The sequence below is a fragment of the Vallitaleaceae bacterium 9-2 genome (genome assembly GCA_038396585.1).
Taxonomy (GTDB): Bacteria; Bacillota; Clostridia; order Lachnospirales; family Vallitaleaceae; genus UBA1351.
Genome location: CP121691.1, coordinates 941402 through 956144, shown reverse-complemented (window position 1 = coordinate 956144; position 14743 = coordinate 941402). Strand labels below are relative to the sequence as shown.

General features: G+C 36.1%; 13 protein-coding genes. All 13 read right to left on the bottom strand.

The genetic code is table 11. The features are described from left to right. Positions 1-10: 10 nt before the first annotated feature. Positions 11-1780, bottom strand: a complete 1770-nt coding sequence (locus QBE53_04450; GenBank protein WZL82362.1) for an ATP-dependent helicase — start codon at positions 1778-1780, stop codon at positions 11-13. A gap of 2 nt (positions 1781-1782) precedes the next feature. Continuing rightward, entirely contained in the window at positions 1783-3492 is a 1710-nt protein-coding gene (locus tag QBE53_04445; GenBank protein WZL82361.1) for an AAA family ATPase, read from the bottom strand. 20 nt (positions 3493-3512) lie between these two features. Next, positions 3513-4331, bottom strand: a complete 819-nt coding sequence (locus QBE53_04440) for a DUF4263 domain-containing protein (protein ID WZL82360.1) — start codon at positions 4329-4331, stop codon at positions 3513-3515. Positions 4332-4497: 166 nt separating this feature from the next. Continuing rightward, positions 4498-4704, bottom strand: coding sequence for a hypothetical protein (locus tag QBE53_04435; GenBank protein WZL82359.1), 207 nt, complete (start codon positions 4702-4704; stop codon positions 4498-4500). A gap of 278 nt (positions 4705-4982) precedes the next feature. Beyond that, positions 4983-5345, bottom strand: coding sequence for a YccF domain-containing protein (locus tag QBE53_04430; protein ID WZL82358.1), 363 nt, complete (start codon positions 5343-5345; stop codon positions 4983-4985). A 234-nt stretch (positions 5346-5579) separates the two neighbouring features. Further along, on the bottom strand, positions 5580-6638 hold the full coding sequence (locus QBE53_04425) for an inorganic phosphate transporter (GenBank protein WZL82357.1): 1059 nt from the start codon (positions 6636-6638) through the stop codon (positions 5580-5582). A 28-nt stretch (positions 6639-6666) separates the two neighbouring features. Then, entirely contained in the window at positions 6667-7317 is a 651-nt protein-coding gene (locus QBE53_04420) for a DUF47 family protein (GenBank protein ID WZL82356.1), read from the bottom strand. A 229-nt stretch (positions 7318-7546) separates the two neighbouring features. After that, entirely contained in the window at positions 7547-8218 is a 672-nt protein-coding gene (locus QBE53_04415; protein ID WZL82355.1) for a glycerophosphodiester phosphodiesterase family protein, read from the bottom strand. A gap of 38 nt (positions 8219-8256) precedes the next feature. Continuing rightward, positions 8257-9537, bottom strand: a complete 1281-nt coding sequence (locus QBE53_04410) for a TRAP transporter large permease (protein ID WZL82354.1) — start codon at positions 9535-9537, stop codon at positions 8257-8259. Continuing rightward, a complete protein-coding gene (locus QBE53_04405) occupies positions 9537-10028 on the bottom strand; it encodes a TRAP transporter small permease (protein WZL82353.1) in 492 nt (163 codons plus the stop codon). Before QBE53_04405 ends, QBE53_04410 begins: the two co-directional genes overlap by 1 nt. 94 nt (positions 10029-10122) lie before the next feature. Further along, entirely contained in the window at positions 10123-11235 is a 1113-nt protein-coding gene (locus QBE53_04400) for a C4-dicarboxylate TRAP transporter substrate-binding protein (protein WZL82352.1), read from the bottom strand. A gap of 78 nt (positions 11236-11313) precedes the next feature. Then, positions 11314-12927: a response regulator gene (locus QBE53_04395; GenBank protein WZL82351.1), complete on the bottom strand. Its 1614-nt coding sequence runs from the start codon at positions 12925-12927 to the stop codon at positions 11314-11316. Further along, complete coding sequence (locus QBE53_04390) at positions 12917-14743, bottom strand: histidine kinase (protein WZL82350.1); 1827 nt, start codon at positions 14741-14743, stop codon at positions 12917-12919. The genes QBE53_04395 and QBE53_04390 overlap by 11 nt, the downstream gene beginning before the upstream one ends.

Genomic DNA, 14743 nt, shown 5'->3' with positions numbered 1-14743 from the left:
TCTAACCCCCTTAAAAGTCTTTGTTTCTAGTTAAGTTTGGTAATGCCGTAAAGCAGCTTCTTTTTTTAGGATACCCCCAAGGATTATTTTCTGTATTAGCAAACATATAAACATCTTTTCTTGCTCTTGTTATAGCAACATAGAAAAGACTTAATTGTTCTTCAAAGCCAGATTTTAAATAACTTGGGAATGTAAATTCACATCTCTTTTGATACTGTGTTCCACTACTATCATCTTTACATGTCTTACAAAGCGACCCTCCACTTATATATATCGGAAATGCACCACTTGTAATTTGAGGAATGAAAATATAGTCCCATTCAAGACCTTTTGAGCCGTGAATAGTTGTAATAACAATTTTTTCATCGATTTCATTCATCAACCTTTTCAAACTTCCATTACTAAGCGTAAAAGATATTTTGTCATACTTCTCAGCTCTACTTAAAGATGATGATTTAGTCTTTTCAAATAAAGCCTTCAATAATCGCATTAATGAATTGAATACAATAATATCTGTAACTATTGCTATCTGTTCTGCTTCCATCTCTGCTATCACTGAATTCATTACTCTTGAAGAAACAGACCGCCCTATTCCACTTTCTCTCACAAACTTATCAAAAGCAATTTTATGAAACTTTTGATAATCAACATCAGTATCTTTAAATAAACCATTAAAATAAGTGATATTATTCTCTTCAAGTTTATCTATAATCCATGTGGAACTTCTGTTGATATTCACTAGCACAGCAGCAGTATTATCTCCTTGGGTCTTTTCAATTAACCCTGAGTATATCTTATCAACTTCACCTCTTTCAGATGTGTAAAAGCCAAAGTTTATTTCAGCAGTCTCCTCAAATGAATCCATATCATCATATTGCTTGAATATTTCTCTTATATAATTATCAAGCTGTAACATCTTCGGATTATCCTGAAATCTATAATTGGTTTTGAACTCCATTGGCATCATATCAAACTCAGTCTTCATATCCTCAAATAAATTAGGAATAGCCCCAAGAAAACCATATATCTTTTGGATATCATCACCCATTAGTATCATCTTGTTATCACCAATCAGATTACATATTATTTTATAGGCAAGATAATTGGTGTCCTGAAATTCATCTACAATAACCATTGGATAATACTTTGTATAGAAGTTCTTGATGTGAGGGTTTGAGAGTAACTCACTCCCCAATATTAATAGACCATTATATGTAATCACATTATTTGGAATCAGCTTTTCAATAAGAAGTTTCCTATAATCTTCAATTAACTCATCCACTTTTGCTTTATCAACAGCTTTAAGTGCTTCAGTAAACTCTGTTAACATCCTTACATCTTGAGCAATAAGGTGTCTATTTACAACAGCAGCCGTTTCTGGAACAATAGTGAATCCTTCAACACTTTTCAAGTTCTCATGGAATATATATCCATGCTTAAATAATAATTTGGTTGAAAAACCATGATAATTCGATACATCTAATTTATTCTCAACATCAAAATCTTCATCACCAATAATTTGAGGTAATATTGATGCAGTATCCTCTTTTATCTTTGTGGATGCATTTACACTAAAAGTAAGAGCCAATATCTTCTTATGGTTTAGGTTTGGTGTGGTAATTAACTCATATGCAATTTTACTTATCATAGTCTTTGTCTTGCCACAACCTGCACTAGCAGTTACTTGAATTCTCTTATTATCTGATAGTATAAACTCTAATTGTTCCTCATCTGTGCCATGAATCTCCCTAATCTTATTCTCTATTTCTTCTCTAGTCATATTTATATCTCCCACATAATATCAGTAATAATATCCTCAAACGCTTGCGGTATTTCATCGACTAGTTCTGCTAATAGAGCTCCATGAACAGCATTTTTCTGTTTTCCCAACTCTTCGAGTTCTTTCTCTCTAATCTCTGCCATTATCTCTATCTTCACTTCATTTTCGACTTCATATGAGCATGGGTCTTCAAGAAATTCTCTTCTATCAAAATCATCAATCTTTGCTCTTAGTAATCTAATAAGGCATGTATGTTTATTAAGACTAACTAGATACTCCAAATATCCATCAAATGTAAAGTTATCAAATATATCTTCTTCAAAATCTATACCAGTAGTAAATGATATTTGGTCATGTCCAGTATAATCAGCTTCCTTATCTTTATCTAAAATCGCTTTGGCTTCAATACTGTATCCATCGAATAATTTAAGATACTTTTTAACTCCATCTGCACCATCAAGTTTGAATACTCCAACACTTTTTTCATCCATATCAAAATCAAGCCGTTGAGCAAATACTGGAACCGCTCCATATTCTGTATCACCTTCGACAAGAATAACAGCTTTTGCAAACATAGCTTCCTTGAAATACATGAAACTACTGCGTAACAACTTCTTTTCATCTGGAGTAAACTGTATAGCATTTCCACTTGAAGAACTTACATTGTCACCCTCTTTATACAAACGTATTATTTGCCTATAATCATCTAGTAAAATACTTGGTGAATGCGTTGTTACAAATACCTGCCCAATAAATCCATCAATATCAAATAGGTCATTTATAATTTGTGTAAAACCTTCATTCTTATTACTTATGATGTCCCTAATACTTTTAATTAAGGCACGTTGTCTATATGGGTGTTGATGAATCTCTGGTTCATCCAATCCAAGAATAATAGGCAAATATTTTTTGCCGTCAGCTTCCTTGATTAGTAGGCTTTCAAAAACATTTTCTTTCTTTGTTGTCTTCAAATGCACCAGTAAATCAAGTATGTTGAGAAATATATTGAATGAGTATTGCAGTCCATCACCAAGTTTCGAGAGGTTACGTTTATTTATATCACCAATCTCCAAAATCCTGTTAATTATATTCTCATTGTCTTCGCTTAGGAATGCTTCAATTTTCTCAGATGATAAACCATTCAATTTGTCTAAGCGTCCATTAACTTCAGTCAAAACTTCTCTAATTTCATCTTGCTTTAGCAAATCCATTTGTTGAATGTCTTTATCTTCAAGACTCTTTTTCATAATGTATTTAAGAACTTTACCAGTTCCGATATTATTATTAAAACTCAGCTCTTTATTTGGTGTTCTAAGGGATGAATAGTATATGAAATTTAGCATTTTAATATGTTTGGGATTAATATAAGACTCCGAACCAGTATGAACATATTCAATCCTACTGTCTACACTCTCTTGGGTAGCCGTAATAGTGATTAAATATTCATCATTCACATCAAAAGTGCTCTCAAAAAATCCAAGCTCACTTTCACTATACTTGATACTAAAGATGATTTTTATAGGCTCTCTAACATCAGTAAAATCACTTTCTTCAAACTTTCCTATCTTGACTACTTTATTCATTAATTCCATAACGTTAGTTTTACCAATATTGTTTTCACCAACAATGAAATTTATCTTCTTAGTAAATGAAAAGTCAACACCTGATAAGTTCCGATAATTTTCAATTTCTTTAATCTTTCTGATATACATTTACTCCACCCACCTTATCTCTAATATGTGGCTTTGCCAATTGTGTTTCTGGCTAAGTCAATTAAATTGTCATAATGCATTACATTGATTCGCTGCTCCTGCATGAATTTTCTTCTTCTTGTATATGTCGCTTTATTATAATCTGTCCTTCTACCTGCAACACAGACATAATGAATTCTTGAACTATCATATGTTCTAAATTCATCAGGAAGTGATTTATCTACATGAAGATATTTCTCAAATGTTTCATTGAGCTGTGAATACCTTCCCTCTAACCAAATCTTCCAATCATTTATTTGATGAATACCCTTATTTATTACTGTTGAGAATTCACCATCTTTTCTAGTCACTTGCCCTTTATTCGATTCTAGTTCTACAAATATGAACTCATATCCACCAGAATTCCTTCCTACAATTAGATAATCAACAGTCCATGAATTACCTAGCTTGAATTCAGGAAATACAAAGGCTTCATGATGACCAAAGTCATATCCACCTTTAAGGATTGATGCAATCAAATGATGTCTCATACCATGATTGATATAATTCAGTATTTGCAGCTCGCCAGTTGAAGGGTCATCTAGAAATTTTTCGAAACCATTAACCATATCATGCAAGTAATCATCTCTTTTTAAATCACAAATATCCATCATATTATTCGGAAATAATGAAAGGTAGTGCCTTGCTGCCTTTGGAATAAGAGTGTAATTCGTTCGTTTCATTCCTTTTATGAGAAAAGGTTTTCCGTTATCATCAAGCGAAGCAAGATGTTCTTGGAGATTCCATTCTACCTTCTCCTCATCTGTTAATATGTTATAATCTCTATCTGTAATAGTCATCTTACCACCTCATAAATAATTCATCAGCTATGTTTAACTTATATAACAACGTAATATAGTTATTATAAGCTAAATAATTTAATGTCTCACATATCATCAATAAATGATTCTGATTAATTCCAAAAATAATGGAAGCAACATGCTCCCCACATCTCATAAAATCAAATTACTCCCTTGTGCATAAGCCCATAACGTAGTCTTTGCCTTTTTCTTCAATTAACTTCTCAACCTCTGCCATGAACTCTCTTGCAAAATTTGCTAGAACTTCATTCTTAATATCTTCATGGTTCCTTAGCCTCCCCTTATAGCTATATAATTCCTCACCTTTGATTATTACTTTGCAGTCTACTTTTTCAATTCTATCTCGATACATTGTATCACCTCCGAATTAATCATATCCGAAGAGATAACTCTGTCTATAATGTTCAGCAAATTTTATGATGCAGAAAATTTATTTGATAATGTTCTAAATTGAATAATTTATTATTGCTAAAAAATCTCGATTCTAATCAATGCTCAAATAATCCATTTTCCTCTAAAAACAGCCTAGCTTCTCTATAAAGTTAATACCTAAACATTATAATAATACTTATTTATGATAAGGTTCCCTTCACCTAATCCTCAAAACTCTTCAATACACCGCCGCCTTCTCTACCCCACTCTTGCTCCAAAGGGGATAAAGGCTAGCTGGGCTAACTTGAAGTGTTGCTTAGCGAAGGGGATGCCGATGAGGGTTATAGCACTTAAGAGTGCTGCGAACAGATGGCCTATGGCAAGTTCCCATCCAATGAATATAGCCCATAATACATTGAGGAGCAAGCCGCCTGCACCAAAGTGTCCAAGTTCAATATTTCTCCCAAAAGGAAAGAGGACAAATCCTGCAATTTTAAAGCATTGAATGCCAAAGGGGATGCCGATAATTGTAATTGTTAGTAGAAGGCCTCCCAAAAACCATATCCCTGCGAGTATAACTCCACCAAATAGCCACCATATTATATTCCCTAGTACTTTCATTCTTCGCACTTCCTTTCTTTGAGTATGGTATGTATCAATCCGTTACCTTTAATGACACTATTTTTGTGCTAAAAAAACGCATAGCCATCTCGTGGGTATGCGTTAGTTTTTTGTATTCATATAGACTTTTCCTATTTGGCTGTCCCATCCGTCTCATCCCCTGCACCTCACTGTATATATCTAGGTATATTTTACTATTTTACATCAGATATTGCAAGGTATGGATGGCTTTTATTAGCGAATTACCGTTTGCATGAAGACGTTTTGAAGTACATACAGTGACACCATCGATATAACCATGGATAGTATCGGGGTCATAACCCAGCCTGAACTTATTCGAAGCAGTTCACGACTATTAATATTACGACCGCCTTTTGCTATACCAATCCCCATAATCGCTCCAACAATCGCCTGTGACTGAGATACCGGAACTAGTGGCAGTGCCGGCAGATTTCGCGATGTCAGCCACATATAAAGCGCTTCTGATGAGAATAAAAACAGAACAATCGAGGTTGCCAAGACAACGATAAAAGCACTGATCGGGGATAACTTAAAGATGCTTTTACCCACGGTTAACATGACTTTTTTAGAGTATGTATAGACTCCAACGGCAATAGCGATGCCTCCGAGTAAGAAAAGCTGTTGTACATCTGTGACAACAAAAGTATCTGAAATACTTAACGTGTTAAATGGCGACACATTGATAAAAACCCCCATCACATTGGCAATATTGTTCGCTCCCAGACTATATGCCCCAAAGGCTCCTACGATAACAAGGGCGTAGCGGGTGTACTTATCGACTCGAACCACATGAATGTTGATGTGTTCTAAGCTAAATCGAACAATCCAATAGATCACCATCGCAAAAATCGCAGCCAGCACAGGTGTAATCCCCCACGTACTGATAATCTTGGTCACTACAGATATATCCGTATCAATCCCGCCAAACAGATTCCAACCAATGATTGCACCTACAATTGCTTGTGACGTTGATACCGGAAGTCCACGCTTTGTCATCATCATAACGGTAAATGCTGCTGATGCTGATACCGCAAAGGCACCACCTATGGCATTAATCGCGCCAAGCTCACCAAGGGTATGGGATGCCCCTGCACCACTGACTACCGCTCCTAAGATGACGAAGATACTACAGATAAGCGCAGCCGTTGAAAATCTCACCATACGTGTTCCTACCGCTGTTCCAAAAATATTGGCGGCATCATTTCCCCCTAAGGACCATCCCATAAATAGACCTGCCGAGAGAAAAATCGTTGTTGATAGTGTAACATCCATTACAAAAACCTCCTCCGTCCCCTCTTATCTATAAGCTTCGTTTAAAACGAAATACCGCCAGTTTTCCGGCAATATCTTCTGCAATATCTGAGAGCTTAGCAATCTCTTGTGCAAAATAGCGCTCGTGCATCTTAATCGGAAAATTCATGTCATCTTTATCCGAGAAGATTTTCACCTTTAAGTTATATAGCAATGTATCTACTTCTGATTCAAAATGGTAAACCTTACTGACATAATCTTCAATCGTCCTAAACTGCGTCAGATAAATACGTACGCCTTTAATCAAAGTCTCAACCGCCTTGCGCGAATATTTTGCAATCATTTTAAAGTCGCTTCTATGGTCCGGGTTAATACAAGGACGTTCAACATATAAACCTAATAAAACGTCTTTGGCTATATCGTTGATATCATCCATAGCATCCATCAGTTCCAAGATATCCGCGCTCAAGTCCGGCATCAAATTATATCTAAATAAGATGAACTTCAACGTTTGCAAATGTTCATCCGCATCATTTTCCAACTCAATAATAGATTTGATACGCTCATCAAACTGTCCTTCATTGTCATCCATAAAGTCTTTAATACCTTCATTAAATGTCATTACACCTTTTTGGAGGCAATTCAAATAGAGATCCATCTCAATCTCTAATTCTTTATTCCTGTCTTGAAAAATTTTCATTACAATCTCCTTCTTTCCATAAACCTTCGCATATATAACGCCTTAGCATAATCATACGCTCAAGTCCTTCTAAAAAAAATGTGTCATGTTAACTTTCACTGTGTTATATTAACTTATTCAATAGATACAGATAACTCTTGAGAAAGGATGTATGGATTTTCCTGTAGTATAGGAAAAGACCGCCTTAGATAAGACAGCCTTTTGATATATTTCTCGATTGTTTACATCATCACTCTTTATTAAGAATATCCAGATAATTCGTAAAAATACCATCCACGCCAAAAGTCTCAAACGCTTTAGCTACCTGTGGTTCATTCACTGTATAACTAAACACTTGATATCCATGGGCATGAGCCTGTTCAACAAACTGAGGATGAATAAATGCTTTGGATTGATTGATACTTATACAGTGAAGTCCTATAGATTGCATATAGTCCCATGGTCTAACCATTCCAGAGTCCAAAAGCAGTCCAAGCCGCTTGGCCCCCAACGACTGCAAATCCAAAAGTATCTGATGGTCAAATGCTGAAAAAGTTATGGATTCTAGCCGTCCTTTTTCTTCAACCATTGTATATACTTTTTGAGCTACATCTCTTCGATCGATACCCAAGCGTTTTATCTCAACATTAATCACTACATCAGAAGGCACAAGGTCAAGGACATCTTCTAGTAGTGGAATGTCCAGTTTTACTAGGTCCTCACTTAGCTGATCTTTGATAAACCCTTCTCCTTTTACAATCCTTCCTAGTTCAAAATCGTGATAAACCACTATTTTTTCATCGGCAGTTAACTGAACATCCAGTTCAATCATCGTCGCCCCCATTTCAAGTGCCTTTTCAAAAGATGCCATGGTATTTTCGAGGCAATATCCTGATGCTCCTCTATGTGCTATTAGAATCATATTCTATATCCTTTCCATATGTATATTATATATATGTATTACATCAGATTTGGTAAAAACATAACGATTGCCGGGAAGAACGTTATAATAAGCAGTGCAATTAATAATGCCGCAATCATAGGGAGGCTCTCCCGTATAAAATCATGGACTTCCGTCTTAGTTATTGAACAGGTAGTAAACATCATCGACCCAAAGGGCGGCGTTACTCCACCAATCATAATATTAACAATAGCAATCATACCAAAGTGAATCGGATCCACGCCTAAATTTACAACAACAGGAACTACTAATGGCGTAACAATAATAAGCGCTGCACCACCTTCAATGAACATACCCAAAACCAAAAGCAATAAGTTAAGAATTAAAAGCATCACCCATTTATTTTCTGTCAGTCCAACTAAAGCCGTAGATAATGTCTGTGGAATACGTTCCCAGCTCATATAATATCCAAACACTGAAGCCGCTACAATAATCAATACGACTGTTCCGGTTCCATAAATCGTATCTTTGATGATTTCTTTAAAATGCATGATTTTTAGTTCTTTATAGACGAAGAATCCAATCAACACAGAGACAAGCACCATAATGGCTCCGGCTTCTGTTGGTGTAAACACACCAAAGCGTAATCCCATAATGACTCCAAAGGGTAGCAAAAGAGCCCAGATTGATTCAATCAGCTGTTTAAAAATCTCTATCGGTGTTGCCCGGCGTTCTCTCGTTGGTGTATATCCTCGTTTTTTTGAGATAATCGCCACAGTAATCATGAGTGTCAAACACATCAATAAACCAGGAACATAGCCGCCGATAAACATCTTCCCAACAGATACTTTGGCTATAAGAGCATAAATAATCAGGTTAATCCCTGGTGGAATAACCGGTGAGATTGCAGAAGAAGCTGCCGTAATCGCTGCTGAAAACGCACGTGAATAACCTCGCTTTTCCATTTCAGGAACTAAGATTTTTGACTGCATCGCAGCGTCTGCATTGGCTGAGCCCGATACGCCTCCCATCATTGTACTTAGAACAACATTGACTTGTGCTAAACCACCGGACATATGCCCTGTTAAGACTTCTGCAAAGTTCATCAGCTTATTGCTGATGCCCGAATAGTTCATGACCGAACCTGCCATGATAAAAAAAGGAACCGCAAGTAACGGAAAAGATTGCGTTGAAGAGATGAATTTTTGTAGAATCAAATCCGGTGGCATCCCAACATTAATAAACGTAAAATATACAAGCGCTGCTGCAAATAATGCAAAGGCAATAGGTATACTTGAAAAATAAAGCAAAAACACTAAAACTATTGGAAGATATGCCATTATTCAACCTCCTCTTTCTTTTCAGTCATTACAAATTTTATGTCTTCAATAAAAAAACGAATGGCATGTATAAACATCAAACCAAAGCCTACCACAAGGGATGCATTCACATATGCAGAAGATATGCCTAATACAGCTGTTGGCTTGATGGATGCAATATTTGTAAATATAACGCTTAAATATACTAAATATCCGACAATGACAATTAACAAGACATCAACAAAAATCCGCATAATCTTTTGAATAACCAATGGACTTCGCTTCACCAAAAAATCAATGCCGATATTCATTTTATGTTTATAGGTCGCACTCGCTCCTACAAAAACTGCCCATACAAAACATATGGTCGCCACTTCTTCAGACCAATATAAGCCCATGTTAAAAAAATAGCGAAGGATAACGTTAATGATGACAATAATGACCGTAGCAACAATAAAGACTCCACTAATCAATTCTTCAATATTTTTAAAAATAAATTTTAACCACTTCATCTGTCGCACCTCTTTCGTAACCTTTGGTAAAAGAATAGATTCTGCAAATAACCTGCAGAATCTATTCAAAATCTAAACAATCTTTGGAGTCACTTTAGTTGTTTCGAATGATCTCAAGCTCTGCTTGAATTTCATCATAGATATCCATACTTAATCCTGGAAGTGTCTCATAAAGAGGTTTGGTTGCTGCCATGAACGCATCTTTATCAACTTCGTTAAACTCTACACCATATCCTTCAAGTTCTGTAACTACATCCGCATGTTGAGATTTTAAAAGTTCAACCATGTTATGTGCTTCTGCTGTAAACTCTTCTTGAATAATTGTTTGATACTTCTCAGGTATCTCATTCCACACATCAATGGAGATATACACACCGCATGTTCCAAGGAAGTGATTTGTCAAAGCAACATTCTTCATCCCTGTTTCATAAACTTTTGTTCCGATATTCGTAAATTCAGACCCTTCTAATCCTTCAACAACACCTTGCTCCAATGCACTAAATGTCTCTCCCCATGGAAGTGGCGTCGCTGTTGCGCCCATCGCATTTAAGGTTTCAATGAACAATTGGCTACCTGGTGTACGAAGCTTGACACCTTGAAGGTCTTCAGGTGTTTTGACAACTTTATCTGTGATAACATTTCTAAATCCAAAGACAAAATCAAGTGCTAAAATTTTGATTCCTTGTTCCTCTGCTTTTTTCTTCCAGCCTTCAACCATCTCTGTTTGAACCAATTCTACATACTCATCATAGTTGTTATAAAGCATAGGTCCTACAAGTGCTGTAAATTCCGGAACATAGTCTCCGATATAAGATGGGTCTTCTACAGAGATGAAGTTAGCTCCACGAACAACTTGCTCAACCCCGTCCTTATATGTTGCAATCTGACCTTGTGGGAACGTCTGAATCTCTATCGCTCCATCCGTTTTTTCTAAGATGCTTGCCGCTGCTGCATCCATGGATTTAGTTAATTGCTCATCTGGACTAAACACATGACTGAGTTTTAACACAAGTTTATAATCGTCTGGTGTCTCTTGTTCTTGCTCTGGCGCTGCTGTTTCTTCTGTTGTTGATTCATCTGCAGTTTCATTGGATCCGGCAGCCTCTTGTTGTGTGCCTGCATCCGTAGCTGCTTCTTCTTTTGCACATCCTGAGAATAAACTCATTATTAATACTAACCCCAATACAATTGCTAAAAGCTTTTTCATGATCACTTTCCTCCCAATTCATTTTGATACATTAATCATAGCGCATATTTCACATAATAGACTGTTCAATGTTAACTTTCATTGTTCAATATTAACTATTTTATACTTTTCTCTATAGTTACTGGCGGTTATGCCACAGATTTTTTTGAACACAACAAAAAAATAATGGGTATTTGCATAGCCAATCTGTTCTGCAATCTCATATAGCTTCAAATTTGTAGTACGTATTAGCTTCTTGGCTTCGTTCACTCGTACTACATGAATATATTGGGTGATGGTTACCCCCATTTCCTTTTTAAAAATACGTGCAAGATAAACTTTATGCAAGTGTAAATAGTCCGAGATATCACTTAAGGACACCGCTTCACACATGTGTTCTTCAATATATTGCTTGGCAATCAGCACATGTCTTGAATATTGTTCTTTTTCTTGCAGCAGCCCAATTAATTGCTGAGTTAACGCTACAAACCAAGCTCGCATCTGGGCAATGGTATCCATACTGTCTAAGTCATGAAGCGGACTAATATTTTCATCCATCAGCTCTTTTTGATCCACTTCATACTCTCTTGCCATCTCGATAAACATCATAACCAGTTGCTCATTAACCTCCATAAGATAATGATACTGTATAAACCCTGTGTTTTTATCCGAAAAAAGCTCAATAATGGACTCTATTGCCCCTTCTAGGTTTCGACTATTAATCTGTGTTTGTACCTCATCAATCAGTTTTTCAACATTCGGCTTTGAAGTGTTGATGCTTTTAACGATGCTTGAGTTATACGATATATTTTTAGCCCTACCAAGGTACAACCGATACCGTATAGCATCCATCGCTAAGTGAAAAGCTTCTTCTAGTTCATGTGCATGGCTAAATGTACGTCCCATAGCAATTGTTAACGTCTCTTTATGCTCCTTGGAATGAATATATCGAATAGCATTGGCCATTTTTGTCAACTCATAGTATAGCTGACCTTCACTAACTGTATTGGTCAATCGAGTTATAACGATGAACATTCCTTTTCCAATATGTGCAAACTCAAGGATTTGACTATTCTCCTGCTTTGCCCTGCACAATGTATCCAATACGCCACTTTTCATCTTTCCCTTGTCAAGTTCAGGATCATATAACTGATAACGTTTGTAGTCATCTATACTCACCACCATAATTCCATATGTTTCTCTTACCTGCATACGCAAAAACAAATACGCATCTTCAAAAGCTCCATTGACAATAAAATGCTTTAACCTACGACTGTTGATTTCCCAGTCTTCTTGGCTTACATCCATTGCCTCTTCCTCGCTTTGGTGTTTTGATACACTAGAAAACTGACACAGTTGATTAATGATTTCTTCTTTGGTTAACAGGTCTTTAATCATATATTCATCTACATTAAGGCGTATGGCTTCTCTGGCAAAAGCAAATTCTTCATAGCAACTGAGTATAATAAACTTTTGTGCTGCATCTGTTTGCCTAACCTTACGAATAAACTCCAGTCCATCAAGTACCGGCATATCAATATCTGTAATAATAAGATCAGGTTTTAACTTTTCATACAATTGATAGCCTTCCAAACCATTTTTGGCTTCTCCACAAACAATAAAACCATATTCCTGCCAATCCACTAACGTTTTAACCAACTCTCTTGCCGGTTTTTCATCATCTACAATCAATACTGTATACTTACTGTCCACTCGTTTTCTCCTTTGTCTGTCGAATAATAAATGAAACACTGGTGCCCTCACCTACATGACTTTTAATGGTTAACTGACAACTTTTTCCATAATAAAGTTGCAGACGGTCTTTGATATTTTTTAAGCCGATGTTATTAAACCCTTTTTTACTTCGCACAAAGCTCTTTTCTTGGCGCATCACCTGTCCACTTAAGATTTGTTCTACTTTTTCTTTGGACATACCTAGTCCATTATCACAAACTTCTATTTTCATCTTATCCGAATCTACAGGTGATATTTTTATTTTTAGATTGCCTTTGACGCCTTTGCCCAAGATTCCGTGGTATGCAGAATTTTCAACGATTGGCTGGAGAATAAGTTTAGGAACCAGGCATTTATTCAATTGAGGGTCAATATCAAAAATCATATCAATCGGATGATCATAGCGAATAGTAAAAATATTCATAAAACTCTTCACACACGCCATCTCATCATCTACGGTGATAAAATCAGAATCAATTGACATACTTGCACGTAACAGCATATTAAACGATTCAATTAAATCCACTAATTCCGATGCTTCTTTAACTTTTGCCAAATATTTAATACTATTTAACGTATTATGAACAAAATGCGGATTAATCTGCGATTGAAGCAACTCAAGCTTTAACTTCAGATTATTAATCTCAAAATGCGCTTTTTCCGTTTGTTCTTTTTCAATGGTTTCTATGGACGACTTAATGTCACGCACCATAGTGTTATACCCTTCGACAAGAATTCGAAGTTCATCATTAGTCTTTGGCACTAAAGCTTCGGGCCATACTCCATAGTCTAGTGATTCCATCGATTCCGACACTTCAATAATCGGCTTGGTTATCCGCTTGGCGATATAAAAAGCCAATAGCGAAACTGCTAATACACTGATTCCACCGATAAGGATGACGATATTCATAATCATACGATTACCTTCAAGGAGATTATTATAGTGAATGCCGCCAATAATCGTCCAACTTGGATGTGCTTCTATCGATTGATTAATAATATAAGTCTGCATCCCTGCACCTATAATATTACGGGTCTCTTGGTTTGCCATATCGTGGAGCACATCCTGCTTTTGAAAAGTAGTCGGAACCTCGCCAGACTCTATGATTTTTCGCCCGTACTGATCCACAACAATAGCAAAATCCAGTTCTTTTTCACTTAGATCCATAAACTTTCCAAAGACACTATCAATATTGGTGTTAATCATAATATATCCAATCTGGTCAAAGTGATTCAGATTAATGTATTTGGAAAAATAGGTAATGGTTGAAGCTTCTAATACCTGATTATTGTAGTGGCGATTAGGAAAAGTTGTCGGCACTGAAAACTCACTATATGCATCTGCTTCAATAAAGCGCTTAAATTCCTCAAACTCTGATACAATTTCATGATAAGGCTCAATACGATACAACGGATCCAAAATATTTTTATTCAGATCAAACGCAAAGATTGAGTTTACACTCGTATTGGAGTACGAATAATCTCTTAACAAATCCGATAATTCTTTAATCACTTGAGCATCATCTTGTTCTAGACGTCGATGCTTTTCCATCAACTCTTGGATATTGTTGTCATTTTGAATTTGATTTTGTAGTTCTAGGATTTGGTCGAGTTCTTCATCAATACTATCTGCAATTCGATCCATCTTCTGATTGGTGATGATAAATACTTGGCGCGTTAGTTCACGATTGTAGATATAACTTACTGCATAGGTTGTTAATAACAAGGCTCCAACGACAATCATGGAAACCGTAACCGCAATTCGATTGCGTATATGTGTAAATCGAAATAACAT

What these genes read in the sequence shown, in the direction of transcription:
- QBE53_04450 (WZL82362.1), bottom strand. Translation starts at nt 1,780, where the DNA reads ATGACTAGAGAAGAAATAGAGAATAAGATTAGGGAGATTCATGGCACA.
- QBE53_04445 (WZL82361.1), bottom strand. Translation starts at nt 3,492, where the DNA reads ATGTATATCAGAAAGATTAAAGAAATTGAAAATTATCGGAACTTATCA.
- QBE53_04440 (WZL82360.1), bottom strand. Translation starts at nt 4,331, where the DNA reads ATGACTATTACAGATAGAGATTATAACATATTAACAGATGAGGAGAAG.
- QBE53_04435 (WZL82359.1), bottom strand. Translation starts at nt 4,704, where the DNA reads ATGTATCGAGATAGAATTGAAAAAGTAGACTGCAAAGTAATAATCAAA.
- QBE53_04430 (WZL82358.1), bottom strand. Translation starts at nt 5,345, where the DNA reads ATGAAAGTACTAGGGAATATAATATGGTGGCTATTTGGTGGAGTTATA.
- QBE53_04425 (WZL82357.1), bottom strand. Translation starts at nt 6,638, where the DNA reads ATGGATGTTACACTATCAACAACGATTTTTCTCTCGGCAGGTCTATTT.
- QBE53_04420 (WZL82356.1), bottom strand. Translation starts at nt 7,317, where the DNA reads ATGAAAATTTTTCAAGACAGGAATAAAGAATTAGAGATTGAGATGGAT.
- QBE53_04415 (WZL82355.1), bottom strand. Translation starts at nt 8,218, where the DNA reads ATGATTCTAATAGCACATAGAGGAGCATCAGGATATTGCCTCGAAAAT.
- QBE53_04410 (WZL82354.1), bottom strand. Translation starts at nt 9,537, where the DNA reads ATGGCATATCTTCCAATAGTTTTAGTGTTTTTGCTTTATTTTTCAAGT.
- QBE53_04405 (WZL82353.1), bottom strand. Translation starts at nt 10,028, where the DNA reads ATGAAGTGGTTAAAATTTATTTTTAAAAATATTGAAGAATTGATTAGT.
- QBE53_04400 (WZL82352.1), bottom strand. Translation starts at nt 11,235, where the DNA reads ATGAAAAAGCTTTTAGCAATTGTATTGGGGTTAGTATTAATAATGAGT.
- QBE53_04390 (WZL82350.1), bottom strand. Translation starts at nt 14,743, where the DNA reads ATGTTATTTCGATTTACACATATACGCAATCGAATTGCGGTTACGGTT.